The 25,967-nt window shown below is 62.2% G+C and carries 19 protein-coding genes and 2 tRNA genes; 9 read left to right on the forward strand and 12 right to left on the reverse strand.

The genetic code is table 11. The features are described 5' to 3' along the window. Window positions 1-123 precede the first annotated feature (123 nt). From HIM68_RS13995 to HIM68_RS14005, 3 genes are all read right to left on the reverse strand, one after another. Complete coding sequence (locus HIM68_RS13995) at window positions 124-2,685, reverse strand: excinuclease ABC subunit UvrA (protein WP_172173131.1); 2,562 nt, start codon at window positions 2,683-2,685, stop codon at window positions 124-126. A 145-nt stretch (window positions 2,686-2,830) separates the two neighbouring features. Then, entirely contained in the window at window positions 2,831-4,279 is a 1,449-nt protein-coding gene (locus HIM68_RS14000; RefSeq protein WP_172173512.1) for an MDR family MFS transporter, read from the reverse strand. A gap of 249 nt (window positions 4,280-4,528) precedes the next feature. Further along, window positions 4,529-5,401 (reverse strand): endo alpha-1,4 polygalactosaminidase, encoded by an 873-nt coding sequence (locus tag HIM68_RS14005; RefSeq protein ID WP_216657147.1) that lies wholly within the window; start codon window positions 5,399-5,401, stop codon window positions 4,529-4,531. Window positions 5,402-5,589: 188 nt separating this feature from the next. Between HIM68_RS14005 and HIM68_RS14010 the strand changes: the two genes are divergently transcribed. After that, complete coding sequence (locus HIM68_RS14010) at window positions 5,590-6,183, forward strand: CHAP domain-containing protein (protein WP_172173133.1); 594 nt, start codon at window positions 5,590-5,592, stop codon at window positions 6,181-6,183. A gap of 82 nt (window positions 6,184-6,265) precedes the next feature. On the opposite strand, the gene HIM68_RS14015 is transcribed toward HIM68_RS14010, so the two are convergent. The 9 genes from HIM68_RS14015 to dnaA form a co-directional block, all read right to left on the reverse strand. Then, window positions 6,266-6,338, reverse strand: a tRNA-Ala gene (locus HIM68_RS14015). A 171-nt stretch (window positions 6,339-6,509) separates the two neighbouring features. After that, a tRNA-Ile gene (locus HIM68_RS14020) sits at window positions 6,510-6,583 on the reverse strand. A gap of 149 nt (window positions 6,584-6,732) precedes the next feature. Then, the gene (locus HIM68_RS19370; RefSeq protein ID WP_229664213.1) at window positions 6,733-7,593 is read right to left on the reverse strand and encodes a DUF3566 domain-containing protein; all 861 of its coding nucleotides are present in this window, start codon (window positions 7,591-7,593) and stop codon (window positions 6,733-6,735) included. Next, a complete protein-coding gene (gyrA, locus tag HIM68_RS14030) occupies window positions 7,590-10,157 on the reverse strand; it encodes a DNA gyrase subunit A (RefSeq protein WP_139467609.1) in 2,568 nt (855 codons plus the stop codon). Before gyrA ends, HIM68_RS19370 begins: the two co-directional genes overlap by 4 nt. Before the next feature lie 141 nt (window positions 10,158-10,298). Further along, complete coding sequence (gene gyrB / locus HIM68_RS14035; RefSeq protein WP_172173135.1) at window positions 10,299-12,296, reverse strand: DNA topoisomerase (ATP-hydrolyzing) subunit B; 1,998 nt, start codon at window positions 12,294-12,296, stop codon at window positions 10,299-10,301. Between the two features lie 219 nt (window positions 12,297-12,515). Then, entirely contained in the window at window positions 12,516-13,028 is a 513-nt protein-coding gene (locus tag HIM68_RS14040) for a DUF721 domain-containing protein (protein ID WP_101546518.1), read from the reverse strand. Further along, on the reverse strand, window positions 13,025-14,161 hold the full coding sequence (gene recF, locus HIM68_RS14045; RefSeq protein WP_172173137.1) for a DNA replication/repair protein RecF: 1,137 nt from the start codon (window positions 14,159-14,161) through the stop codon (window positions 13,025-13,027). Before recF ends, HIM68_RS14040 begins: the two co-directional genes overlap by 4 nt. Further along, complete coding sequence (gene dnaN, locus HIM68_RS14050; RefSeq protein WP_172173149.1) at window positions 14,162-15,301, reverse strand: DNA polymerase III subunit beta; 1,140 nt, start codon at window positions 15,299-15,301, stop codon at window positions 14,162-14,164. It abuts the gene before it with no gap. A 557-nt stretch (window positions 15,302-15,858) separates the two neighbouring features. Further along, on the reverse strand, window positions 15,859-17,544 hold the full coding sequence (dnaA, locus tag HIM68_RS14055; RefSeq protein ID WP_172173152.1) for a chromosomal replication initiator protein DnaA: 1,686 nt from the start codon (window positions 17,542-17,544) through the stop codon (window positions 15,859-15,861). A 416-nt stretch (window positions 17,545-17,960) separates the two neighbouring features. Here dnaA and rpmH point away from each other — a divergent pair, with 416 nt between their 5' ends. The 8 genes from rpmH (at window position 17,961) to HIM68_RS19055 (ending at window position 24,106) form a co-directional block, all read left to right on the forward strand. After that, window positions 17,961-18,098, forward strand: a complete 138-nt coding sequence (gene rpmH / locus HIM68_RS14060) for a 50S ribosomal protein L34 (RefSeq protein WP_039211706.1) — start codon at window positions 17,961-17,963, stop codon at window positions 18,096-18,098. A 2-nt stretch (window positions 18,099-18,100) separates the two neighbouring features. Beyond that, window positions 18,101-18,466 (forward strand): ribonuclease P protein component, encoded by a 366-nt coding sequence (rnpA, locus tag HIM68_RS14065; protein ID WP_172173155.1) that lies wholly within the window; start codon window positions 18,101-18,103, stop codon window positions 18,464-18,466. Continuing rightward, complete coding sequence (yidD, locus tag HIM68_RS18845; protein ID WP_248283866.1) at window positions 18,450-18,806, forward strand: membrane protein insertion efficiency factor YidD; 357 nt, start codon at window positions 18,450-18,452, stop codon at window positions 18,804-18,806. The genes rnpA and yidD overlap by 17 nt, the downstream gene beginning before the upstream one ends. 132 nt (window positions 18,807-18,938) lie before the next feature. Continuing rightward, window positions 18,939-19,892 (forward strand): membrane protein insertase YidC, encoded by a 954-nt coding sequence (gene yidC / locus HIM68_RS14075; RefSeq protein ID WP_172173161.1) that lies wholly within the window; start codon window positions 18,939-18,941, stop codon window positions 19,890-19,892. Window positions 19,893-19,900: 8 nt separating this feature from the next. Then, window positions 19,901-20,458 (forward strand): R3H domain-containing nucleic acid-binding protein, encoded by a 558-nt coding sequence (locus HIM68_RS14080; RefSeq protein WP_172173164.1) that lies wholly within the window; start codon window positions 19,901-19,903, stop codon window positions 20,456-20,458. After that, window positions 20,451-21,149: a 16S rRNA (guanine(527)-N(7))-methyltransferase RsmG gene (rsmG, locus tag HIM68_RS14085; RefSeq protein WP_139467601.1), complete on the forward strand. Its 699-nt coding sequence runs from the start codon at window positions 20,451-20,453 to the stop codon at window positions 21,147-21,149. The genes HIM68_RS14080 and rsmG overlap by 8 nt, the downstream gene beginning before the upstream one ends. Window positions 21,150-21,216: 67 nt before the next feature. After that, window positions 21,217-22,113, forward strand: a complete 897-nt coding sequence (locus tag HIM68_RS14090) for a ParA family protein (RefSeq protein WP_253903970.1) — start codon at window positions 21,217-21,219, stop codon at window positions 22,111-22,113. Window positions 22,114-22,744: 631 nt separating this feature from the next. After that, window positions 22,745-24,106, forward strand: coding sequence for a ParB/RepB/Spo0J family partition protein (locus HIM68_RS19055; RefSeq protein WP_367647542.1), 1,362 nt, complete (start codon window positions 22,745-22,747; stop codon window positions 24,104-24,106). Window positions 24,107-25,967 lie beyond the last annotated feature (1,861 nt).

The following is a 25,967-nucleotide window of genomic DNA, read 5'->3' on the forward strand; positions in this document are numbered from 1 at the left end:
CGCGAATCGGGTGTGTCTACGCACAACTGAGACTTAGACGCCTCCAACAATTCCGGCAGGCCCCGGGATCCGCTTGCTTCTGGGGATCACACGGCCCGCTGAGATGAAGTCGTGTGCCTCAGATCACCGGAGTTCGGAGAGTGCCGCGGCGAGGTATTTCGCGGAGGGGCCCGCTCCGACGTCGACGATGTCGGCGGGGGTTCCGGTCGCCACGACCCGGCCGCCGTCGTCACCGGCGCCGGGACCGAGTTCGACGACGTGGTCGGCGACTGCCACGACGCGCATATCGAGTTCGACCATGACGACCGTGTTGCCGGCGTCGACGAGGGTCTGCAGGTGCGCGACGAGCCGGTCGGCATCCGCGCAGTGAAGTCCGGAGGTGGGTTCGTCGAGCACGTAGAGAGTGTCGCCGCGCTGGGAGCGCTGGAGCTCGCTGGCGAGTTTGACCCGCTGCGCCTCACCGCCGGAGAGCTCGGTGGCAGGTTGGCCGAGGCGCAGATAGCCGAGGCCGACGTCGATGAGTGCGGTCAGGGAGCGCATGATGTCGAATTCGCCGGTGAAGAAGTCGTGGGCTTCCTCGACGCTCATCCCCAGGATCTCGGCGATATTGCGTCCGCGCCACAGGATCTCCAGGGTGCTCGACTGGAAGCGGGTGCCGTGGCAGTCGGGACACTCGGTGTAGACCGAGGGCAGGAACAGCAGCTCGACCATGACCGATCCTTCACCCTCGCAGGTGGGGCACCGTCCGCCGGCGACGTTGAAGGAGAAGCGACCGGGCTTGTAACCGCGCTCTCTGGCCTCAGGCGTCTCGGCGAAGCGGCGACGCACATGGTCGAACAGGCCCGTATAGGTGGCGACGTTGGACCGGGGCGTGCGGCCGATGGGCCTCTGATCGATGCTCACCACCCGTCGGACCCCGGTGAGTTCCCCGGTGACGGTGCCCTCAAGCTCCTCGGGTTCGTCGGTGAGCAGGAGCTCGTCATCATCGGACGCGGGTTCATCAGCAGTCGTAGAGGTGCCCAGCCGGTCGCCGACGATGGCCGGGAGCACCTGGCTGACGAGGCTGGACTTGCCCGAACCCGATACTCCGGTCACGGCGGTCAGCGAGCCCAGCGGCAGATCGAGGCTGATGTCGTGGAGATTGTTGCGGCGGATGTTCTCAAGGTGCATCCAGCCTCGCGGCTGCCGGGGTTCGTGGGGTTCGAGTCCACGTCCACCGAAGACATAGCCCCTGGTCACGGATTCGTCGATCTCGGCAAGTCCGGCCGTAGGTCCGCTGTAGAGGACGTCTCCGCCGCGTTCGCCGGCGCCGGGTCCGATGTCGACGAGCCAGTCGGCATGGCGCATGATGTCCACGGAGTGTTCGACGACGAAGAGGCTGTTCCCGCGGTCCTTCAACCCGTCGAGGATACCCAGCAGGGCATCCACGTCCTGCGGGTGAAGGCCGGCGGAGGGTTCGTCGAGCACGTAGACGACGCCGAAGAGGTCCGAGGTCAGCTGAGTGGCCAATCGCAACCGCTGCAGCTCACCTCCGGACAGCGTCGGTGTGGTCCGATCGAGTGAGAGGTACCCGAGACCGAGATCGACGATCGGCCGGAGCCGATCGATGAGACCCTCGCCGAGGCGGACGAATGCGGCGAGCTTGTCCGCCGCCGGGTGGTCGTCTGCCTCCGCAGCCACCTTCGCCGAGGCGACCTCATCGCGGAGGACGGACATGAGTTCATGCAGCGGCAGCGCGGAGAATTCCGCGATGTCGAGACCGGCGATCGTCACCGACAGAGCGTCGGGTCTGAGTTTCTTTCCGTGGCACACGGGGCAGGGACCGGCACTGAGGAATTCGGCGACGCGCCGTTTCATCCCGGCACTCTTCGTGTTCGCAAACGTGTCGAGCACGTACTTCCGGGCTCCGACGAAGGTTCCCGAGTAGGTCGGTTCGGCGCCTGCTGCGATCGCTTCGCGCGCCTCGTCCAGCGTCAGCCGGGAGTGGACGGGAAGGTGCGGAGTCTCTTCCGTGTAGAGGATCCAATCGCGGTGTTCGCGCGGCAGGTCCTGCCAGGGGACATCGACGTCGTAGCCGAGAGCGACGAGCACATCGCGCAGCTGGTGGCCGTGCCAGGCCTTCGGCCAGGAAGCGATCGCGCGCTCCCGGATCGTCAGCGTCGGATCCGGGACCATCTTGTCCTCGGGCACCTCGTAGACGCGGCCGATTCCGTGGCATTCCGGGCAGGCACCTTCGACGGTGTTGGTCGAAAAATCCTCGGCCAACAGCATCGACTGCCCCTCCGGGTACCATCCCGCCCGTGAGTAGAGCATGCGCACGAGGCTGGACACCGTGGTGATGCTGCCGACGCTCGAGCGTGCGCTACGCCCGCCGCGCTGCTGTTGCAGGGCGACGGCCGGCGGCATTCCCGTGATCGAATCGACGTCGGGGACCCCTGCCTGATCGATGAGCCGGCGGGCATACGGTGCCACAGATTCGAGGTAACGGCGTTGGGACTCGGCAAAGAGGGTGCCGAAGGCCAGGGAGGATTTGCCCGATCCGGACACTCCGGTGAACACGACGAGCGCATCCCGGGGCACGGTGAGATCGACGTTGCGCAGATTGTGTTCCCTGGCCCCGCGGACCCGCACGTCCGGCTGGATCTCGGTCGAGGATGTCGGAGCCGAGGGCACAGAGGAGGTCATGAGGTCACCGTACCAAGGTCGGAACCTCCGATCACCGAGGTGGCCGACGACAGAACCCCTCGTTCCGGGAAATTCGGAACGAGGGGTTCGATGTGCCTCAGTCGGCCGCTGTCATGGGCCGACCTTTATTCGGCGGGGCCGACCGTCATTCGGCGGGGCTGGCCTCGGTCGGTTCGACCACCTCGGCGGGGTACTCTTCCTGGTCCTCCGGCTTGCGGATGAAGAACGCGAGGACGATCGGGACGATCGCGATGACCGTCGCCAACAGGAACGCGGCGTGACCGCCGGGGGCACCCGCCTCGGGGACGGACTTGCCCTCCGCCTGACCCGAGTGCAGGGCCGCGGAGTAGATCGAGATGAGCAGCGCGGTGCCGGCAGCTCCCGCGACCTGCTGCAGGGTGTTGAGCGCTGCCGAACCATGGGAGTACAGGTGGCGCTCCAGCGATCCCAGCGAGGCGGAGAACAGCGGGGTGAACGATGCGGCCAGGCCCAATGACATGACGATCTGGACGATGATGAGCAGCCAGATCGGCGTTCCCACGCCGGCCGTCGAATACGCGAACATCGAGGACGCGATCATGATCGTGCCGGGCACGAGGAGCGTCTTCGGTCCGCGGGCGTCGTAGATCCGACCCATCACCGGTCCGAGCAGACCCATGATCACCGAACCGGGCAGAAGTACGAGACCGGACTGGGTGGCACCGAGTCCGACGACGCTCTGCAGGTACAGCGGCAGCAGGGAGAACGTGCCGAACATGGACAGGGCGACGACGGCCATGATGATGACCGAGAAGACGTAGTTCCGCGAATTGAACACACGCAGGTCGAGTAGGGCGCGATCGCCCTTCTGCAGGACGAGCTGACGCCACACGAAGAGCGCGAGGAAGACGACTCCGCCGCCGATCGTCGCCCAGGCCAGGGTGCTCGTCGATCCGCCGCCCGCCTCACCGCCGTGGCCTCCGCCGAACTGGCTGAGGCCATAGACGATGCCGCCGAAGGCGAAGACGGACAGAACGATGGAGATGACATCGATCGGGGCGTGCGTCGACTCGCCGAGGTTGGTCATCCACTTCGCGCCGAGTGCCAGTGCGATGAGCGCGATGGGCAGGATGATGCCGAAGAGCCAGCGCCAGCCCAGCGAATCGAGGACGATGCCCGACATCGTCGGTCCGATGGCCGGGGCCAGCGAGATGACAAGGCCGACTCGACCCATCATCCGACCGCGCGAATGCGCCGGGACCACGTTCATCATCGTGGTCATCAGCAGGGGCATCATGATGCCGGTTCCTGCGGCTTGGACGATCCGTCCGATGAGGAGCAGCAGGAAGCCCTGCGAAACGAGGCAGATGAGCGTGCCCGCAGAGAACAGGATCATCGCGGCCAGGAAGATCTGGCGGGTGGTGAAACGCTGCAGGAGGAAACCGGTCGTCGGAATGACGACGGCCATGGTGAGCATGAAAGCGCTGGTCAGCCACTGGCCGAGCTCCGGAGGGATGTCGAGGGCCTTGTTGAGTTCGGGAATGGCGATGGCCATCGTCGTCTCATTGAGAATGGCCACGAAGGCAGCCACCAACAGCAGCCAGATGACCTTCATACCGGCGGGGTCGATGGTGTCGTTATGCTGTGTCTGCGCGTGTGCGGGTGAGCTGTCGCTGGACAAGACGGTGCTCCGTTCGGATGTGTCTGAGGGGCCCGGGATGTGGGCGGAGGTCGCACGCAGATGCCGAATCGACGCGCAGACGAAAGTGTCAACAGCATCTCAGACTAACGTATTCCCGAATACCTCCGACAGTGGGGAGAACCCGAAATCGCGGCGATCTTCGTCACTGCTCGCTCGGTCTCCTCAGCAGGTGTCGTATCGGTACCCATGATCGCCTGCGGCGACGAGATCGCGGTCGCGCAGGATCATCAGCGGCGGACGATCCGGGACGGTGCAGGCGGCGGCGAAGTCCAGCCCCGCCTCGGCGAGGGTGTCGGGATATTCGATGGCGAGGACACGATCGCCGTAGATCTCGGTGTACGCAGTGCATTCGTCGAAGGCGGCGCATTCCTCGGCCACGGCGAAGTCGAAGCCGAGCTGAGAATGCGCGGTGTCGGCGAGCTCGGCGGCGTTCTTCTGTGCGACCGACAGACCATGGGCGTGGGCACGGTCGACATACGCGGCCGCGAGTTCCAGGGCACCGGTTCGGTCGATGTCGGGGAATCGGTCGGCCGTGTCGAGATTGTCGATCTCCACGGCGTCGAATCCGGATTCGGCGCAGCCGTCGATGACGGGTCCGATGACATCGAGGATCTGGGATCGTCGGTCTGCGGTCGAGGGGTCGAGGATGTGTTCGTCAGGCCAATCCGGGTCGACGACCAGGTCACCGACGGCATCGTGGAGCAGCAGGTCAGCGTGGTCGCGCCAGTCCGCAGCTTCGTCAGGTTGGGTCTGGAAGCCGTTGACGTAGCAGACGGAGTAGGCCCCGGTCAGCGGCGCGGCACTCGCGTCGCGGACGACGATATCGATGCGGCCCCGCGAATCCGGCAGCGAGTCATAGGATCCGCCGAGCTGGTAGTCGAAGGTTCCTGACGTCGGCAGCGAGGGAGCTCCTGAGGTCGGCATCGTCGATGGCGGCGAAGCGTTCGCTGAACAGCCGCCCATTGCCACCGCAATGCCGATGGCGACCGCGGCCGCCATCCACCGCGGTGAAATCGGGCTCAGCAGAGGTCTCATGGAAACACTGTAGACGGAGGCGGCCGGCATCGATGTCGCGGCGGAGTTCACACTCTCTTCGATTCGACGTATCGGATGTTCACTTAAGCGCTGTTAACGTCGGCAGAGGAGACGACCCGTCACCGAGGCGGATCGTCTCCTGGAAAGTCACTACCAGTCACACAGTCAAGCGGAACGAACGGATGAGAATGACTCTGAAGAACGTCACCACGAAGACCATGACAGCTGCGATGATCGCCGGAGCCGCCGTGCTCGGCTCCAGTTCGATCGCCTCCGCCGCCCAGCCGGCGGCACCGCCCGCCGCTTCCGCGGGAGCCGCCTCCGCCGCAGCCGAGAACTCGGCTGCGGACTCCGGCACCGCCTCGGCGAGCCCGGAGGCGGAGAAGAAGTTCTCGAACATCGGAGACTTCCTCAAGCACTACAAGGGCCAGTCGCTGGCGAACTCGCAGGGCGGCTACCAGGGAGAATGCGTCAGCCTCATCTCCCGGGCCCTCGAAGAGGTCCACGGCGTCGACCACGGAGCGTGGGGCAACGCCGTCGACTATCAGGCAGGCGGCTCCGGCGGTGACAAGATGAAGGCGAACGGCTTCACCTGGCACACCGACCAGAAGTTCAAGAACGGCGACATCCTCGTCTGGGGAGACGGCGACAACACCACAGCCTACGGTCACATCGGCATCTACTACGAAGGCCAGGTGTGGCACCAGAACTTCAACGGCGACCGCAGCCTGCACACCTATGACGGCCTCATCGACGGCTACTTGGGCTACTGGCGCGCCTGATAGGTTTTCGCAATGACGAAGGCTCCGAACCACATTGGTTCGGAGCCTTCGTTCTACGAGTGCTGTCTCAAAACTACTCGAGTGGAGGTAAGGGGACTCGAACCCCTAACCCTCTGCTTGCAAAGCAGATGCGCTACCAATTGCGCCATACCCCCGAAACGGGTTCACACCCTCACACCGAGTCGGTGTGTTCGGACCATTCGGCTTGGGCACTCTGGTTCTGGTGCCGCCACCCGAAGAACACTCCCAGTCCCACTAACGTGAGACCGCTGAGAATCCATCTTCTCATGATCCTCCTCGAAAGGAAATCCTGTTGTGACAGGACGTGGGCCTACCTGGACTTGAACCAGGGACCTCTTCGTTATCAGCGAAGCGCTCTAACCGCCTGAGCTATAGGCCCTCATCGGGTGAACCCGAAGTAAAACAATACCCATCGACCGCAGCTAAACACAAATCGACGCCCAGTGACCCCTCTCACACCCTCCCAGAACTACCTGACGGCGGCCCAGCAACCTCGCGCGAGGTTGCTGGGCCGCCGTCAGGTAGCAATTAGTCGTCGGTGAGGGTGAGGCTGAATCCGCCGGCGATGAGGGAGCCGATGTTGTAGATGAAGGCCGCAAGCGTCGACAGCGCCGTCATCAGCACGATGTTGATGACCGCGATGATGAAGCCGGCCGCGACGACTCGGCCGAAGCCGAAGATGCCGACGATCCGCTCGGCCGACTCTGCGCCGGCGAGCTCGCTCATCGTCGATTCGAGGCCGCTCATCACACCGGTCGCCTGCAGCACGACCCACAGGACGATGAAGGCGACGATCGTGGCGATGCCGATCGCCACGGACATGAGGAACGACATCTTCATGACCGACCACGGGTCGACCGCGGAGACGGTGAGGCGGACGGTGCGGGGGCCCTTTTTCTTCTTGCCCTTCCCGCTGTCGACCATGTTCTTCACACCCATCTTCACGCTGCCGGAGCTCGCGCGGACGGTGTTCGCGGCATTTCCCATCACCGAGGTGGCGCCGCGGTTGCCGCCGCCCGATCCCTGGGAGCCCGATCCCTGTGAACCGGAAGTCGGTGCGCCGGATCCCTGCGAACCGGTCTGAGCACCCGATCCCTGAGATCCGGTGTGTGCCGACGGCGTCGAGCCCGCCGAGGGTGCCCGGTTGGGCTTCGGCGAGGCCTTCGGAGCGGGAGGTGCGACGACGGTGGCGTTCTGGCTGTTCGGTCCCGAAGAGCCGCGACCGGGGCCGGATCCCTGTTTCGCGCCGGTTCCCGACCCGGAGTTCGAGCCTGAACCGCTTGCCGCAGCCGACTTGTCGTCCGACTTCGACGATCCGGCCGTCAGACGGGTCGAGCCGCTCGACGTGCGTATGATCTTGCCTGAGCCTGGCTGTTTGCTATCGCTCACTCTTCCACATCCTCGTTGCCGGTCTGAGGCTCTGCGACCTCACCTTCCGGGACTTCGGCATCGTCTTCGCTTTCGATCTCGTCTTCGACCTCGGCTTCGGGCCCACGGGTCACTGCGATAATACGATCTTTCTTATCCGGTTTCGCGAACACCACACCCATGGTGTTGCGTCCCTTCGCCGGAACTTCATCGATGCTCGACCGAACGATCTTACCGCGCTCCATGACCACGAGGACCTCCTCACCGTCTTCGACGATGAGTCCGCCTACCAAGTCTCCGCGCTGTTCGGTGATCTTCGCAACCCGGATTCCCAGACCGCCGCGCCCCTGCAGACGGTACTCGTCGACCGGGGTGCGCTTGGCGAACCCGGCTTCCGTGACGACGAAGACGTAGGTGTCCGGCCGAACGACGTCCATCGTGAGCAGCTCGTCGTCGTCCTTGAACTTCATACCTGTGACGCCACCGGTGACTCGGCCCAGGGGACGGATCGACTCGTCATCGGCGGCGAAGCGGATCGACATGCCCTTGCGCGAGATCAGCAGCAGGTGATCCTCAGCACCGACGATGCGGGCCGAGACCAGCTCATCGGGCTGACCCTTGTATTCGCGCAGGTTTATGGCGATGACACCGCCGGTGCGGTTCGAGTCGTACTCGCTCAGGCGGGTCTTCTTCACCACACCGGAACGAGTGGCGAGGATGAGGAAGTCGGCTACTTCGTAGTCCCGGATCGACAGCACCTGTGCGATCGTCTCACCTGGTTGGAGGGCGAGCAGGTTCGCTACGTGTTGGCCCTTGGCGTCCCGTGAGCCTTCGGGCAGCTCATAGGCCTTCGCCCGGTACACGCGACCGGTGTTCGTGAAGAACAGCAGCCAGTTGTGGGTCGAGGTGACGAAGAACTGTTCGACGACGTCGTCGCCGCGCAGTGCCGCGCCCTTGATGCCCTTGCCGCCACGGTGCTGGGCCCGGTAGAGGTGAGTCTGGGTCCGCTTCGCGTAACCGCCGCGGGTGATCGTGACGACGACCTCTTCCTCGGGGATGAGGTCCTCCATGGACACATCACCGTCGAATCCGGCGAGGATCTTCGTCCGGCGATCGTCACCGTAGCGCTCGACGATCTCGTCGAGTTCCTCGGACACGATCTCACGCTGGCGAGCCGGGGTTGCCAGGATGTGGTTGTACTCGGCGATCTGCTGCTCGATCTTCTCGGCCTCTTCCTGGATCTTCAGTCGCTCCAGTGCGGCCAGTCGGCGCAGCTGCAGGTCGAGGATCGCATTGGCCTGGAGTTCGTCGACCTCGAGCAGCTCCATCAGTCCGCTCCGCGCCTCGTCCGAGGACGGGGAGCGGCGGATCAGGGCGATGACCTCGTCGAGGGCGTCGAGGGCCTTGAGGTAGCCGCGCAGGATATGCGCGCGTTCTTCGGCCTTGCGCAGACGGAACTGCGTGCGACGGACGATCACTTCGATCTGGTGCTTGACCCACAGACGCAGGAAGGAGTCGATGCTCAGCGTGCGCGGCACGCTGTCGACGAGGGCCAGCATGTTCGCGGAGAAGTTCTCCTGCAGCGACGTGTGCTTGTACAGGTTGTTGAGCACGACCTTGGCCACGGCATCGCGCTTGAGCACGATGACCAGGCGCTGACCGGTGCGGCCCGAGGACTCGTCGCGCAGGTCGGCGATGCCGGCGACCTTGCCGTCCTTGACGTAGGAGGCGATCTTCGCAGCCAGGGTGTCCGGGTTGACCATGTACGGCAACTGAGTGACGACGAGGCAGGTCCGGCCCTGGATCTCTTCGACCTCGACGACGGCGCGCTGGGTGATCGATCCGCGACCGGTGCGGTAGGTGTCCTCGATGCCCTTGCGACCGAGGACCGTCGCGCCCATCGGGAAGTCGGGTCCCTTGACGATGCCGAGGAGGGCCTCGAGCGCCTCTTCCTTGCTCGCCTCCGGGTGGGACAGCAGCCACTGTGCGCCCTGGGCGACCTCACGCAGGTTGTGGGGAGGAATGTTCGTGGCCATACCCACGGCGATGCCTGCCGAGCCGTTGACCAGCAGGTTCGGGAACCTGGAGGGCAGGACCATGGGTTCCTGGTTGCGGCCGTCGTAGTTGTCCTGGAAGTCGACGGTGCCTTCTTCGATGTCCCGGACCATCTCCATGGCCAGAGGCGCCATCTTGCACTCGGTATAACGCGGTGCGGCCGCTCCGTCGTCGCCCGGGGAGCCGAAGTTGCCCTGACCGGCCACGAGCGGGTAGCGCATCGTCCACGGCTGCACGAGGCGGACCATGGCATCGTAGATCGCCGTGTCACCGTGCGGATGGTACTGGCCCATCACGTCGCCGACGACGCGCGAGCACTTGGAGAAGTTGCGGTCGGGGCGATACCCGCCGTCGAACATCGCGTAGAGCACGCGGCGGTGGACGGGCTTGAGTCCGTCACGGACGTCGGGCAGGGCACGTCCGACGATCACGCTCATCGCGTAATCGAGGTACGACCTCTGCATCTCGAGGTTGAGATCAACCTGTTCGATCCGGTTGATTTCTGTTCCGATATCGTTCTCGTCGGCCAATGTGGGCTCTTCCCTTGTGTTCGAACCGTGTCCGGCTGGATCTCAGCCGTGTGCGGCGGCGATTGGTGCGTGCAAAGAATGGGGGCGGTGCATCCGGTCTCCCACCCTCACCGAGGCGGCTGCCCCGGTGAGGACGGACGATCAGATATCGAGGAAGCGGACGTCCTTCGCGTTCTCCTGGATGAAGCGGCGACGCGAATCCACGTCATCGCCCATGAGGACGGTGAAGATCTCGTCGGCAACGATCGCATCGTCGAGCGACACCTGCTTGAGCAGCCGGTGGTCGGGATCCATCGTCGTCTCCCACAGCTCCTCGTAGTTCATCTCGCCCAGACCCTTGTAGCGCTGGATCGCGAGATCCTTGGGCAGTCGCTTGCCGGCGGCCCGCCCGGTCTCGAGCAGTCCGTCGCGTTCCTTGTCGGTGTAGGCGAACTGGTGCGGGGCGTTCGACCACTTGATGCGATAGAGCGGCGGGGTGGCGAGGTAGACGTAGCCGTGCTCGATGAGCGGCTTCATGTACCGGAAGATCAGCGTCAGCAGCAGGGTCGTGATGTGCTGACCGTCGACATCGGCGTCGGCCATGAGGACGATCTTGTGATAGCGCAGCTTCTCGAGATCGAACTCCTCACCGATGCCGGTGCCGAAGGCCGTGATCATCGCCTGGACCTCGTTGTTGCCCAGCGCACGGTCGAGTCGAGCCTTTTCGACGTTGAGGATCTTTCCGCGCAGCGGCAGGATAGCCTGAGTGTTCGGATTGCGGCCCTGAGTCGCCGAGCCGCCGGCCGAGTCACCCTCGACGATGAAGACTTCAGAGATCGACGGGTCCTTCGACTGGCAGTCCTTGAGCTTGCCGGGCATACCCGAAGACTCGAGCAGTCCCTTGCGGCGAGTGGCCTCACGAGCCTTGCGAGCGGCCAAGCGGGCCTGGGAGGCCTGCAGCGCCTTGCGCACAACGTCCTTGGCCTGGGCCGGGTTCGACTCGAACCAGTGTCCGAGTTCGTCGCGGACCACGCGCTGGACGAAGCCCTTGACCTCGGAGTTGCCGAGCTTCGTCTTCGTCTGCCCCTCGAACTGGGGATCGCCGAGCTTGACGGAGATGACGGCCGTGAGACCCTCGCGGATGTCATCGCCGGTGAGGTTCGGGTCCTTGTCGCGCAGCAGCTTCTGGTCCTTCGCATACGCATTGACCAGCGAGGTCAGAGCCGTGCGGAAGCCCTCCTCGTGGGTGCCGCCCTCATGGGTGTTGATGACGTTGGCGTAGGTGTGGACGGACTCGTTGTACGACGTCGTCCACTGCATCGCGATCTCGAGCGCGAGAGTCTGTTCGCCCTCTTCGGCTTCGAAGACGATGACATCAGGGTGGACGAGATCGGCCTTCTTCGTCGAGTTGAGGTACTCGACATAGTCGAGCAGACCGTTCGCGTACTCGTAGGTGACGGTGCGCGGCTTCCACTCGGTCGCCTCGTCCTCGTCGATCTGGACATCGCCGTCATCGACTTCGTTGTGGCGCTCATCGGTGAGGCTGATCTTCAGGCCCTTGTTGAGGAAGGCCATCTGCTGGAAGCGCGCACGGAGGTACTCGTAGGAGAAGTCCGTGGTCTCGAAGATCGAGCCGTCCGGCCAGAAGGTCACGGTCGTGCCCGTCTCATCGGTGGTTTCGCCGCGCTGCAGTTCGCCGTTGGGCACACCACGGTCGAAGTCCATCGTCCACACGTAGCCGTCGCGCCTGACCTCGACCTCGAGTCGTTCGGACAATGCGTTGACGACGGTCGAACCCACACCGTGGAGACCGCCTGCCACGGCGTATCCGCCGCCGCCGAACTTACCGCCGGCGTGGAGGATCGTGAGGATCACCTCGACGGTCGGCTTGCCTTCCGTCGGGTGCATCGCCACCGGCATTCCACGGCCGTCATCGGCGACACGGACGCCTCCGTCGGCGAGGATGGTGACCTCGATATGATCGCAGTAGCCGGCCATCGCCTCGTCGACCGAGTTGTCGACGATCTCCTGAACGAGGTGGTGGAGACCACGTTCCGAGGTCGAACCGATGTACATGCCGGGCCGTTTCCGGACTGCCTCGAGACCCTCGAGAACAGTGATGTCGCCGGCATCATAATGAGGCTGATCCTCGGTCGTCATATGACTCCTTGTTCGGATGGTCGCTATCAGCTCCCCATTCTACCGCGCCGCACGCTGAAATGCCCGTAAGCGGCCTGTGAAGGCATATTTCCCGAATTTTCGTGCCGCAGATGTACCCCCGGACAGGTGAGGTAGCGGCTATGGCCGTTTAAGGCCCTCTGTGTTCTTCTCAGAAATACAGGGATTCTTCCCGGAATTTCGCCGAGGCGGCTGCCCACTTCACCCGAATGTGTCCCGGGGTCCGCGGCCGGCCACCGATCGTCGACCGCGTTTGAAGCTGCGTCCCTGTGGCCCCTTGATCTCGATCTCGGTGATCGTCGCCGAACCCAGCCCTTCCTCGAGTCTGCGCAGGATCGTCGGTTTGAGCACCCGCAGCTGGGTCGCCCAGGTCGTCGAGTCTGCGGCGATGACGAGCAGGGGAGGAGAGAAGTCGACGGGCGTCGCGTGCTGGGCCACCTGGGGTCCGACGAGGTCGGGCCACCGGCCGAGCACCTTGCCGATGTCGAGTGAGGACGACCAGCCGCGGTCCGTGATGAGCGACCCGAGCACTGATGACACGGTCTTCGGGTCACGGCCGTCTCGACCCGACCCCGAGTAGACGGCTTCGCCGCGCAGGCGGGAACGGCGACGGCTGCGGACGAACTTCGCTTCGGTCACCTCCATCCGTCGGACTCGGTCGAGGGCTTCGAGCGCGGCGACGGGAGTGGAGTAGTCCCGGTCGATGCCGCTCATGATGCGCCGCTCTGCAGAAGTCGGGACTGGTCGATCCGGATTCCTTCGAGGCCATCGGGCAGATCGGAGTCGACGGCCGCGGTGATGAAGACCTGTTCAGCCGATGTCACTCTGGACGCCAGACGCTGACGCCGACCGGTGTCGAGTTCGGCGAAGACGTCATCGAGGACGAGGATCGGCTGTTCAGCGGCGCTTCCGGCATCGGCGGAGAGCAGGTCCCAACCTGCCAGCTGCATGGCCAGCGCCAGCGACCAGGTCTCTCCGTGAGAGGCGTAGCCCTTCGCCGGATGGGTTCCGATCATCAGGGACAGATCATCGCGACCGGGTCCGTGCAGGGTCAGTCCGCGCTCGATCTCAGTCGTGCGGCGACGATCGAGGGCCGCCAGCAGCAGCTCCTTGCAGTCGGCAGCGGATGCTGCCTGCGAGTAGTCGATGCGCGAATCGTAGGCGATGTGGGCGCCTTGCCGTTCCAGCCGGGCATCGGCTGCGATATAGGCGAAGTTCGTCTGCAGCGGTTCGACGATATCGGCGAGGATCCGCTGTCGCCCGAAGACGAGTTCGGCAGCTGAGTCCGCATAGGCCATGTTCCAGATGTCGAGTGTCGCCTCGAGGCCGGGATCGCGGTCCTCGCGGAGCCGTTTGAGCAGAGCATTGCGCTGTTTGAGTGCCCGTTCGAAGTCCGTGATGATCGAGGCGAAACGTGGATTGCGCGCCACGACGAGCGTGTCGATCCACGACCGGCGTTCGGCCGGTTCACCGCGGACCAGACTGAGATCCTCGGGAGCGAAGACGACGCAGGAGACGAGGCCGAGGATGTCCTTGAGCTTCACCGCATTGCGGTTGACCCGGGCCCGGTTGGCACCTTTGGCCTGGATAGTCACCTCGACGGTGGCATGCCGCTGATCCCGGTTGACCAGTGCGGACACCGTTGCGGCCGGGCGCCCCTCGAGGACGAGCGGAGCGTCGAAGGCCACCCGATGGGAGCGCTGATGAGCGAGGTACCCGATCGCCTCGACGATATTGGTCTTCCCGGTCCCATTGTCGGCCACGAATGTGGTGACTCCGGGTGAGAACTCGAGGTCGAGTTCCGGATACGACCGATAGTCACGCAGGGAGAGTCGGGATATCCACATTCAGATGCGCGTGGGCATGAGCAGATAGCGATAGGACTCGTCGGCAGGACCGTCGAGTTCCTTCTGCCCGGAGATGATGACCGGCTTCATCGGCTGCGTGAAGGAGAAGTTCACGTACGGGCTCTCGACAGCGGCGAGACCTTCGGCGATGTAGTGCGGGTTGAAGCCGACGGTGATCTCGTCGCCCTGGAGGGTGGCTTCGACGGCTTCAGAGGCCTGAGCGTCGTCACCGGTGCCGGCGTGGAGGGTGAGCATGCCGTCGGTGACCTCGAAGCGCAGCGGGGTGTTGCGTTCTGCCACGAGTGAGACGCGGCGAACGGCTTCGCGCAGCACGGCTGTCTCGACGATGGCATGGATCGGAACCGAATCCGGGAACAGCGACCGGACCTTCGGATACTCGCCCTCGATGAGCAGCGAGGTGGTGACTCGACCCGCCGAGGTGAAGGAGATGAGGTCCTTGCCAGCATCGGTGCTCAGGCCGATCGTGACATCGCCGCCGAGGGACTTCGAGACATCGGAGAGCGTGCGTCCGCGCAGCAGAGCCACGGCCGAGACGTCGGGGCGTCCCGGGTTCCAGGTGAACTCGCGAACGGCCAGACGATAGCGGTCGGTGGCGAGCATCGTGACCTTCTCGCCCTCGATCTCGACTCTCACGCTGGTGAGGATCGGCAGGGTGTCGTCCTTCGAGGTCGCGATCGTGACCTGTGAGACGGCGTTCTGGAACTCACCGGCCGAAACGGTGCCCGAGTCGTCGGGGATCTGCGGCAGCGCGGGGTATTCGGCCACAGGCATCGTCATGAGTGAGAAGCGCGAGGATCCGCAGGTCACGTCGACCTTCGCATCGATCTGTTCGAGGGTGACCTCTTGGTTCGGCAGAGCCTTGGAGATGTCGGCGAGCAGACGTCCGGAGACGAGGACCGTTCCTGCGGAGGCGACGTCGGCAACGATCTCGACGCGGGATGAGACTTCGTAGTCGAAGACGGCCAGACGCACTGTGCCGCCGGCTTCGGCGGTGATGAGAATACCGGTGAGGACCGGAGCGGAAGGACGGTTGGGCAGAGTCTTGGTCGCCCAGGCAACAGCGTCAGCGAGAACGTCGCGATTGACTTTGAACTTCAAGGGGGATGCTTCCGCGTTCACTTTACTCCTTCGGGGTGGCCACCCGACCTGCACTGGGCATCTGGCACGAGATTCCGGGTTGCGAGTCACAGGCTCGATACTGCTCGGAAAACTTTACACAGCCTATCCGATTTGTGCCCACCTCAGGAGTGCCGGCCGAAAAGGGATGCCAGGGGTGCTCAGCGAGCGAATCTCGCATTCGAGAATCAGCCGAGACCCTGTGTTCGAATATTCTGCAGGTCCATGACTCTCTCGACCTCGAGCTTGTGAGCTCGAAGCTCATCCACCGCAGCAGTCGGTGGCGGTCGCCCTCTTAAGAGTTGAATTCACTTGGTAGAAGTATCAGCACATGTGGACACTGTGGACAAGTGCCGCTTACCCCAGAGTAATCAAGGGTTCTGAGCCATTATGGGCTTGTGGATGCCATGTGCACCGTGACCGAGGCGTCGGTGGGCGCTTGGGTAAACACAAGCATGTAGTTCACATCTTTCCACCCGTGGAGCAGTTCTGTCCACCGTTCTGTCCCCAAGCTGTGAGCAATTGTCCCCAGGGTTATCCACAGATGTGTATGACGTCTTCTATAGGCGGTGCTGTTGTTTAATGCGGTTTGTGAGTTCGGTGACCTGGGTGTAGACGGCCCGTCGTTCGGCCATCTGAGTTCGAATCTTCTTGTTCGCGTGCATCACGGTGGTGTGATCGCGTCCACCGAACGCCTGTCCGATCTTCGGCAGGGAGAGATCGGTGAGCTCACGGCACAGATACATAGCGATCTGTCTGGCCGTCGTCAGAGTCCTGGACCGGGAGGTTCCGCACAGGTCATCGAGGGTGAGGCTGAAGTAGGCAGCGGTCTGGCCCATGATGTCCGCGGCCGTGACCGCAGGGGTGTCATCGGGGGTGATGAAGTCCTTGAGGACGGTCTCGGCCAAGGAGACGTCGATCTGCTGATCGTTGAGGTTGGCGAATGCCGTGACCCGGATGAGAGCGCCTTCGAGTTCGCGGATGTTCGAGGACACACGGGAGGCGATGTATTCGAGGACATCGTCGGGAACATCGAGCTGCTCGGCTGCGGCCTTGCGGCGCAGAATCGCGAACCGAGTCTCCATATCCGGCGGCTGCACGTCCGTGAGCAGACCCCATTCGAATCGGGAGCGCAACCGCTCTTCGAAGCCCTTGAGCATCTTCGGCGGCTGATCGGAGGTGATGACGACCTGTTTCGCCTCATTGTGCAGAGCGTTGAACGTATGGAAGAACTCTTCGACGGTCGCATCCTTGCCCTGCAGGAACTGGATGTCGTCGATCATGAGGATGTCGACCTCACGGTAGCGGCGCTGGAATGCCGGACGCAGAGCATTCGAGGTCTTCGATGAGCCGATCGTATTGATGAAGTCGTTGACGAACTCTTCGCTGGAGACGTACTTCACTCGGATCTCCGGGAACAGCTGAGTCGCGTAGTAGCCGATCGCATGGAGCAGATGGGTCTTGCCCAATCCCGAGTCCCCATAGATGAACAGAGGATTGTAGGCCTTGGCCGGTGCCTCGGCGACAGCGAAGGCCGCTGCATGGGCGAACCTGTTGGAAGCGCCGATGACGAATGTGTCGAAGGTGTACTTCGGATTGAGCTGAGCGACGCCGGGAGCATCGACGGGCGGGCCCATCGGGGCGGCGGTCGCCTCGGCGATCTTCATCTCACGGTCGGTCATCCCGGAATCGTCGGGAGCCTGCGGCTGCGAGGCGGGCGTCTGCGATGCCGGCGGTGCCGATGCCTGCGCCTGCGGCAACTTAGTATCCGAGGTCTGTGCGGCCGGCTGGCCCTGGTTCGGCTGGGCGGAATCGGGGGTCGAATGATCGACGGGGGCCGGCCGGAGCGGTTCGGCCGCCTCGGTGGGGATGGGTTCCGGCGATTCCGTCGCCGAGGTGGAGGTGGCCGGATCGATGGGAACCTGAGTTCCCGGTGTCGGCTCTCCGATGAGTTCTTCGAAGCGGATCGGCACGTCGAGTTCGGGATCGACGACGAATCCGAACGTCACTTCGAACCCGAGGACCTTGGAGAACTCCCTGGTCAGGGGGCCGAGCAGTCGAGTCTCGATGGTGCGGCGGGTGTGTTCTTCGCGCACGGCGAGAAGGATGAGGGCATTGTCGACGAGGGCCTTCGGCACGGCGAGGGAGAGGAAACCCTTCTGGTGCGACGAGAGGCCCGGGTCCTTTTCCAGGTTTGAGACCACCGTGTGCCAGCGGCTGAAGAGCTCATTCTTGGAATTCGACACCGTCACATTTCCTCAGCTTTCAAAAAAACTCGTTCTGGCGTGATCCACACCTGTGCATGACTTCCACATAGTTTTCCACAGAATGTGGATCAGTGCCGACTCAGCCCAGTGAATCTCCACATTCGTGGATAAGCTTGTGGAAAACTACATGGGTGTGACTTGTGGACGAGGGTTGGTGACGGAAACGCGAACGGCGATGAATTTCGGGCGAGCGTGACGTGAAACATGCAGATCCCGTTTGACCGGTCCGATTCCGCCTCGCTAAGATGGAGTGTCCTGTGTACCGGGCTTCATCCGATTATCCTGATTATCTTTTGGCTCTTATGCACAGGAGTGCTCGGCGGTCGAGACTCGCACCGCCGTTTTTTGTGAGAACGCACCGGCGTTCACCCGCAACCTAGAAATCGGAGACTGAAGTGAGCAAGCGTACATTCCAGCCCAATAACCGTAAGCGCGCCAAGAAGCACGGCTTCCGTCTGCGTATGCGCACCCGCGCGGGCCGCTCGATCCTGGCTGCACGTCGTCGCAAGGGACGTTCCGACATTTCGGCCTGAGCATGCTTGAAGCGGCACATCGGATCCGCAGCGGCGAAGACTTCAGACGAATCTTCAGAGCCGGGGTCCGGGTGCGCACAGAGCATCTCATGGCGCACAGCCTGAGAGACACCGATGATACCCACGCTGCACGCGTGGGTTTCATCGTATCCAAGGCCGTCGGAAATGCCGTGGTGCGCAACCGCACCAAACGCCGCCTGCGCGAGATCATGCGTGCGCGACTCGGAGAGCTGAGAGCAGGAGATCTGTTCGTCATCCGGGCACTGCCGCATGCCGGACGGGCCGACTTCAGCGTTCTATCCGCCGAGGTCGACGAGCTGCTGGTCAAGGCAGAGAAGAAGCTGGAACGTCGTGGACGCCGAGCATGATCTGAAGCATGTCTCCGAGGTGCCCCGCCGGCCGGCAGGTTTCTGGCCGACACTCGGCTGGATCGTCCTGATCGGACCGAGGATGCCGTTCGTCTGGTTCATCCGCGCCTATCGGATCGTGATCTCACCTCTCTACGGCCAAGTGTGTCGCTACTATCCCAGCTGCTCCATGTACGGTCTCGAGGCGTTCGAGATACACGGAGTTCTCAAGGGCGTGGTGTTAACTGGGTGGCGCATACTGCGGTGCAATCCGTGGTCGCACGGAGGTGTCGACCATGTGCCGGGCTCGGCGCGGGAGGCCAGGTCGAAGACCATCCACCGCGGTCAGGCACACACCTGAATATATTGAACTTGCAGTCCGCGCACGAGCGTGAAGAAGCGGACTGCCTTGGGGCACACGTCGTGTCGCGCAGACCTGTGAACAATGGCAAAATGAACTTCGCGCAAGAATCGGTGTAACGAGGAGAACTGAATGGACTGGATGGACAAGCTGCTCTACCCGCTGCAGTGGGTAGTTGCTTGGATCCTCGCGATCTTCCACGAGATCTTCACCGCAATCGGTCTCCCGGCCGACAGCGGTTGGACCTGGGTGCTTTCGATCGCCGGACTGACCGTGGTCATCCGTGCTCTCCTCATCCCTCTCTTCGTCTACCAGATCAAGTCGCAGCGCAAGATGCAGCTGCTGCAGCCGGAGATCCAGCGCCTGCAGGCGAAGTACAAGGGCAAGAAGGACCAGTACTCCCGCCAGGCCATGGCCGAAGAGCAGATGGCGCTGTTCCGTGACAACAAGACGAGCCCGTGGGCATCATGTCTGCCGCTGCTCGTGCAGATGCCGATCTTCTTCTCGCTCTTCCGCGTCATCCACAACATGCCGAAGGTCGCCTCCGGTGACATCGGAGCCATCGGCGGTTTCACACAGCAGTTGGCGATCCAGGCCGAGAACTCCTCGATCTTCGGCATCCACCTCTCCGAGACATTCACAAGCCCGGGATTCGCAGTCAAGCTGCTGACCGGTGTGCTCATCGTCGTCATGGCCGCCACCATGTTCATCACCCAGAAGCAGATGATGGCGAAGAACATGTCGGAGTCGGCGATGGCCAACCCGATGATGCAGTCGCAGAAGATGCTGCTCTACGTGATGCCTCTCGTCTTCGGCATCGGCGGCATCTACTTCCCGCTCGGTGTCCTCATCTACTGGCTGGTCTCGAACACCTGGACGATGGCCCAGCAGCACATGGTCATCCGCAACATGCCCGCTCCTGGCTCGAAGGCCGAGAAGGAGATGCTTGAGCGCAAGGCTCGCAAGGGCAAGACTCTGAAGCAGGATGAGCTGAAGGGATCGACCGTCACTGAGGAGGCCCCGAAGAAGAGCGGCCAGCGGCAGCAGCCCGTGAGTAAGAACCGTAAGAAGAACAAGAAGCGCTGAGGACAGACATGACCGAAGAGAAGATCGACGAGACCTCCGAACAGACACCGGAAGAGACTCCGGAGGAGACCTCGCCGAAGCCGAGCCGTGCCGAACTCCTCGAAGAAGAGGGCGAGATCGCCGCGGACTACCTCGAAGAGCTGATGGATCTGGCCGACATCGACGGCGATATCGATATCGACGTCGCCGACGGCCGTGCGCAGCTGTCCATCGTCTGCGAGGACGACGAGGACTCTAACCTGAGCACCCTGGTCGGCCGCGAGGGCCGCACCCTCGGTGCGCTGCAGGAACTCAGTCGTCTGGCGGTGCAGACCCAGACCGGTCAGCGCTCGTGGCTGATGCTCGATATCGACGGTTTCCGCAACAGCCGTCGCGAAGAGCTGATCAAGAAGGCCAAGCGCGCGATCGCCGAAGTCAAGGACGGCGGCGAGGAGTTCGCGTTCAAGCCGATGAACAGCTTCGAGCGCAAGATCATCCATGACCAAGCAGCTCGTGCCGGCCTGGTCTCGGAGTCCGAGGGTGAGGGCGACGGTCGTCACGTCGTCATCCGGCTCGCCGATGACTGATCAGCCCGAGAACGACCCCGAGCTTTCGACCGAGGCAGAGCTCTCGACCGAGTCGACGACAGCGGAGATCGAGACGCCTCCGGCTGGCACTGAAGAGTACTTCGGTACGGCTTACCCTGCCGCGCAGCGGTATGCCGAGCACCTGGCCACGACCGGAATCGAGTGGGGTCTCATCGGACCGCGCGAGGTCGATCGACTGTGGACCCGGCATATTCTCAACTGCGCTGTGGTTGCCGAACACATCAATGATGATGATGTCGTCGGTGATGTCGGCAGCGGTGCCGGATTGCCAGGTATTCCGATCGCACTGATGCGCCCCGAGGCGAAGATCGTCCTCATCGAGCCGATGGAACGCCGCGTCGAATGGCTGACCATGGTCGTCGACGATCTGGGCCTGAAGAATGTGCGAATCGTGCGAGCACGCGTCGAGGAACTCGTCGACGAGGAGATGTTCACGGTCGTCACCGCACGCGCTGTCAAGGCGATGACGACTCTCATCGAATGGACCCGCGAGGTGATCAGCCCCGGGGGCCGGATCCTCGCCCTCAAAGGAGCTTCCGTTGAAGGCGAGCTGGTCAAAGCGAAGAAACTGATCAAGCGGTATCGACTGTCCCAACCTCAGATCCACGTCGTTGATGGCGGCGGCATCCTCGAGGTCCCGAGTCGTGTCGTCGAGATCGTCAAGAAATAGTACGAAGTAGAGTTGGTCTAGGCTGGATGAGAGCCTTGTGAAACCGATGGATGATGGAGTGCGCCCTATGCCGATCATGGATGAGTCGTCTCCCATTGGTGCCGCGATTGCACGGGACAACCGGCGAGCGGATCGACTGTCGCAGACAACCTTTCCACGGCCGGACTCGACCCGTATCTTCACGATCGCGAACCAGAAGGGTGGCGTCGGAAAGACCACGACGGCGGTGAACATCGCAGCGGCCCTGGCCAATCAGGGGCTCAATGTGCTGCTCATCGACATCGATCCGCAGGGAAACGCGAGCACCGCCCTGGGCATCGACCACTATTCCGAGGTCACGAGCATCTATGACGTCCTCATCGATGACGTTCCCATGCGCGAGGCGGTGGCGCAGTGTCCGGACTTCGGCACTCTCAAATGCGTACCGGCCACCATCGATCTCGCCGGCGCGGAGATCGAACTCGTGTCTCTCGTCGCACGTGAACAGCGACTGCAGCGTGCCTTGGGCATCTACCTCAAGGAGGAGGAAGCAGCGGGAGACCGCGTCGACTACATCATCATCGACTGCCCGCCCAGCCTCGGTCTGCTGACGGTGAACGCTTTCGTGGCCGCTCGCGAGGTCCTCATCCCGATCCAGTGTGAATACTACGCACTCGAGGGCCTCAGCCAGCTGCTGAAGAACATCCAGCTCATCCAGAAGCACCTCAATCCCGAATTGGCGATCACGACGATTCTGCTGACGATGTATGACGGACGGACGAACCTCAGTGCTCAGGTCGCTGAGGATGTGCGCACTCACTTCCCGGAGCAGGTCCTCGGTACTGCCATTCCGCGTTCGGTGAGGATCTCCGAAGCACCGAGCTATGGCCAGACCGTGATCTCATATGACCCACATTCCAGCGGTGCCCTGTCCTATCGGGAAGCCGCCGAAGAAATTGCGAATCGAGGAGTAAGTCGTGGCTGAACGCAAAAAGAGGGGCCTGGGACGCGGGCTCGGAGCATTGATTCCCGACGCGAACTCCAATGATCGTCCGGTCGATGTCTTCTTCTCCGGCGGGAACTCGGAAGACGGCAAACGCGAGAGCGAGACGAAGACGTCACGCACTGCGCGCACGGACCCAGCGGCGTCGATGCAGTCGTCCCGACGACGCAAGCCGAAGACATCCGGGACGACTCGATCGCCGTCCACGACTTCCGGGGCAGATACTGAGACTGAGGCGGCTGCCTCGAAGACAGCATCTTCGAAGGCCGGGTCGGCGAAGGCCGGGTCGGCGAAATCGGGAACGGCCAAGGCTGCGTCGTCCACGTCGTCCAAGAACTCTGGTTCCAAGCCCGCGGGTTCGAAGTCGACCGCCACTAAGTCGACTACGTCTAAGTCGACAGGGACGAAGACGACAGCCTCCAAGACGACGGGAACGAAAGCATCGACGGCGAAGTCGAACGCATCGAAGGCGAGTGCTCCGAAGGCAACCGGGAGCGGTTCCTCCAAAACTTCCGCTGCCGCCGAATCGACGTCGACAAAGTCGAAGGCTGGGTCTTCTGCTCAGCCGCGGTCGGGTTCCACCTCTGCATCCCCAGTTGAAAGCCCAGAGAAGGTGTCTGCAGCGCCGAAGAAGACGACTCGGAAAACCTCATCCCCCGATGCGGTTTCTGATGCAGCAACGGGCTCAGCCGATGTCGAGACTGCGGCGGCGAGTTCGTCTGGTGAATCCACTTCGGTTCAAGTGGCTGACAATGAGGCTGTTGACACGAGTTCTGACCTCGTCAATGACTCTCAGGTCCCAGAGGCCACTTCTGCGGCTGCATCGGCATCGTCGGCCGAGGATGATGTTCGAGAAACGCATCCCGGCGTATACACGTCATCTGGGCGAAGCCATGCTGACAACGAGGCGGATGAAGAAGGCCAGTCCGGACTCAGCGGAGTTGACGAGGACGTTGCTACTATGAATGTAGTCGAATCAGAGGCAATGGAGGCCCAAGACGAGCGCCGTCCAGCGGCGGCCTCGGAATCAGAACCTTCGACAGGTTCCGAATCCGACAACCCGAAGAGCAGTTCAGCTTCACTCGAACAGTCGGGTGACTCCGACACCGTGGAGACCGCTGATGAGGGCGATCTCGACGATTTCGAAGGCGTCGAGTCGATTCCGGATACCGAATTCGGTGAGATCGATGTCGATCTCATCGATGCGAACCCCAGGCAGCCGCGAACGGTCTTTGATGAAGATCTGCTGGCGGAACTGGTCCACAGCATTCGTGAGATCGGTGTCCTTCAGCCTGTCGTAGTCAGGCAGAAGCCGAGCGACCGCTCGCGCTTCGAGCTCATCATGGGTGAGAGGCGTCTTCGCGCGACGAAGGACGCTGGGCTGTCGACGATTCCGACAATCATCCGGTATGTCGAAGATACAGACCTTCTCCGTGACGCGCTTTTGGAGAACCTGCATCGTGCAGAGCTCAATCCGCTTGAAGAGGCAGCGGCTTATGGCCAGCTGCTCGAGGACTTCGGGTGTACGCAGGAAGAACTCTCCGAGCGCATCGGGCGTTCTCGTCCTCAGATCTCCAATACCCTGCGTCTGCTGCGTCTTCCTCCTCTGGTGCAGAGACGGGTCGCTGCCGGCGTCATCTCGGCCGGTCACGCTCGAGCGATTCTCGGCCTGCGCGATCCGGAGCATATGGAAGTGCTGGCGCAGCGGATCGTTGCTGAGGGCCTGTCCGTCAGGGCATCGGAAGAAGCTGTCGTGCTGCTCAACCGAGGCGACTCCATCAATGTTTCACGTGCAACGACGAAGGTGTCCCCTGAGTTCCTTGCTGTAGCTGAACGTTTGGGCGATCGACTCGATACCAAGGTGAACATCTCCGTTGGCAAACGCAAGGGTAAGCTGAGTGTGGAGTTCGCGAACCAAGAGGACCTCGACCGTATTCTCGGTCTCTTGGGTATCTCGAACGAGGGCGCGCTCTGAACGGCCTGCTCTAGGCGAAGATGGGCTTCTGGGCGTTCGCCCCCAAGCCCATTTCTGTTATGCGGGACTTGGTTCAGGCCGTCGCAACTATTCAACGGGCCGGTATCCACCATTTCGCTATTGACGGTATCGAGCCACTTTCTCGCTTGTGCAATGGCGTTATCACCGTTTCACGTGGAACGACGCAACTGTAGATTCGCCGTCGACTCTCCACCCGTTGAACGCGGGTGTTGGTTGAATTCGACCTCCTTTTGGCAATCAGGCGAGATGCATTCAGAAGATGTCTAGTATGAAGGACCACAGGGGTGGGTCTTGCAGCTGCTATGTGTGCCCTGCTGAGCCAGCATGTTCGGCTGTCAAGAGGTGGACTCCAGGAATCGATATCCTCATTGGTGTCGGCAGGTGGCCCGATACCGTGGGATGTGGTTTTCATTGCGTTTGGAACTTGCCTGAAGTCTTGTTTCACGTGAAACAGACCGGCGCTTTGGCCGTGCAACAGGCAGCGCGGCTTTCCACAACCACATCTGGACCCTACTGAGCCTCCTTAGATTCAAACGCGGTATGTTGGTTCTCAAGCGTCTTCGTCACTCCCCGAAGACGCACGGGCTGAATCTCTGTTTCACGTGAAACCATGTTTGATGCGTCCGGGAGTCTCGGGTGACTAGGTAGGTGAAGTGCGATCTGGAACGCTGCTAGGGCCGTGATCGCATCAATCGGCTGACGGTGAATCGAGTGGTGATGTGGGATTCTCAGCCCACGCATGTCTCTTCTTGAGAGAACCCATGTCGGAAACATTGAGAGGCATTCAAAGTTCCCCTTCCGCTTCCGCCAGCTCCTTTTCCAGCTGTTGGAGTGCCGTTAGCAGGCAGAGTATGGGCCACTGTAGCGGCATATTCGGGTTGCGCGGGATAGAGAATCAGCGGGAATACGGATCCGACGGGGGTTGGATATGATCCAGCAAGGTGTTCGCGGGTATAGAGCACCAGGGCAACGTACGAGTGGTGTTTCACGTGAAACAGCTGTCAGTCGAATGGCATTCATCAAATGGCACCGTGTCTTCGGGCTCGTTTGTTCAGACCAACACTTCTACAGTTGCCGCGTGCGGTTTAGTGGCGAATCAATAGCTGACCACCGGTGGTCACCGCTCCACAAGGCACTGAAATACGTCAACGGCATCTTTCCTCGGGGGCCCACGTAGCTTCTATTCACAGGAGTAGATGAGACCAAATGGGAGGATTCGTTGAACTCAGGGGCTGTGACTTGGCTTGTACTTTCAACGATCTTCACGGAACCAGTGCTCTTCGTCTTGTGACGAATTGGATATATGGCGATGTTTCACGTGGAACTTCGTTTCAACCGATTAAGATGCAACGAGCTGCCTCTCAAAGTGCACGGAAAGAAGTAGTCGGCACCAGCATTATTGTTACAACGTTGTGGTTGCCCATTCTTTGCCGGTGTCGAGTGTGTCGTAATTTCCCAAAGTTGGCATCATGCGAGCGCCGGTGTTGTTTCGCTTTGTGTTGCGTGGGAAGGCGTCGTATGGCTCGTGCGTCCTCAGTCCACTTGGCACGTGCGTGCTCAGTCGACTATCGGTGCGTTTACGAGATGATCACTCCCTACCGGTGATCTGCTCACGACTAGTTTCCGGTGTAGCGTGCGTTTCACGTGAAACACGTGCTGGCGAATACCGTCGCACGTCTGGTTCGCGCATCTGCTCGACGCGAAGATAGCTGTTCTCCGCGTATTGAGGCGTATGCGGGTGGGATAGAACTTCTGTTTGTTTCAGTCTGCTGGGCTGAGGCGGGAACTAGATCATGTTCTGCGCACAGGTCATATCCCCAACTCAGGGGGTCATCGTCGA

It is taken from the genome of Brevibacterium sp. CT2-23B (assembly GCF_013168765.1).
In the GTDB taxonomy this organism is placed as follows: Bacteria; Actinomycetota; Actinomycetes; order Actinomycetales; family Brevibacteriaceae; genus Brevibacterium; species Brevibacterium sediminis.

Excerpts from the sequence above, each read along its gene's own strand:
- HIM68_RS14080 (WP_172173164.1), top strand. The coding sequence starts at position 19,901 with ATGACCGAAGAGAAGATCGACGAGACCTCCGAACAGACACCGGAAGAG.
- gyrB (WP_172173135.1), bottom strand. The coding sequence starts at position 12,296 with ATGACGACCGAGGATCAGCCTCATTATGATGCCGGCGACATCACTGTT.
- rsmG (WP_139467601.1), top strand. The coding sequence starts at position 20,451 with ATGACTGATCAGCCCGAGAACGACCCCGAGCTTTCGACCGAGGCAGAG.
- yidC (WP_172173161.1), top strand. The coding sequence starts at position 18,939 with ATGGACTGGATGGACAAGCTGCTCTACCCGCTGCAGTGGGTAGTTGCT.
- HIM68_RS14010 (WP_172173133.1), top strand. The coding sequence starts at position 5,590 with ATGACTCTGAAGAACGTCACCACGAAGACCATGACAGCTGCGATGATC.
- HIM68_RS14040 (WP_101546518.1), bottom strand. The coding sequence starts at position 13,028 with ATGAGCGGCATCGACCGGGACTACTCCACTCCCGTCGCCGCGCTCGAA.
- rnpA (WP_172173155.1), top strand. The coding sequence starts at position 18,101 with ATGCTTGAAGCGGCACATCGGATCCGCAGCGGCGAAGACTTCAGACGA.
- HIM68_RS14090 (WP_253903970.1), top strand. The coding sequence starts at position 21,217 with ATGCCGATCATGGATGAGTCGTCTCCCATTGGTGCCGCGATTGCACGG.
- recF (WP_172173137.1), bottom strand. The coding sequence starts at position 14,161 with ATGTGGATATCCCGACTCTCCCTGCGTGACTATCGGTCGTATCCGGAA.
- HIM68_RS13995 (WP_172173131.1), bottom strand. The coding sequence starts at position 2,685 with ATGACCTCCTCTGTGCCCTCGGCTCCGACATCCTCGACCGAGATCCAG.
- HIM68_RS14000 (WP_172173512.1), bottom strand. The coding sequence starts at position 4,279 with ATGAAGGTCATCTGGCTGCTGTTGGTGGCTGCCTTCGTGGCCATTCTC.
- HIM68_RS14005 (WP_216657147.1), bottom strand. The coding sequence starts at position 5,401 with ATGAGACCTCTGCTGAGCCCGATTTCACCGCGGTGGATGGCGGCCGCG.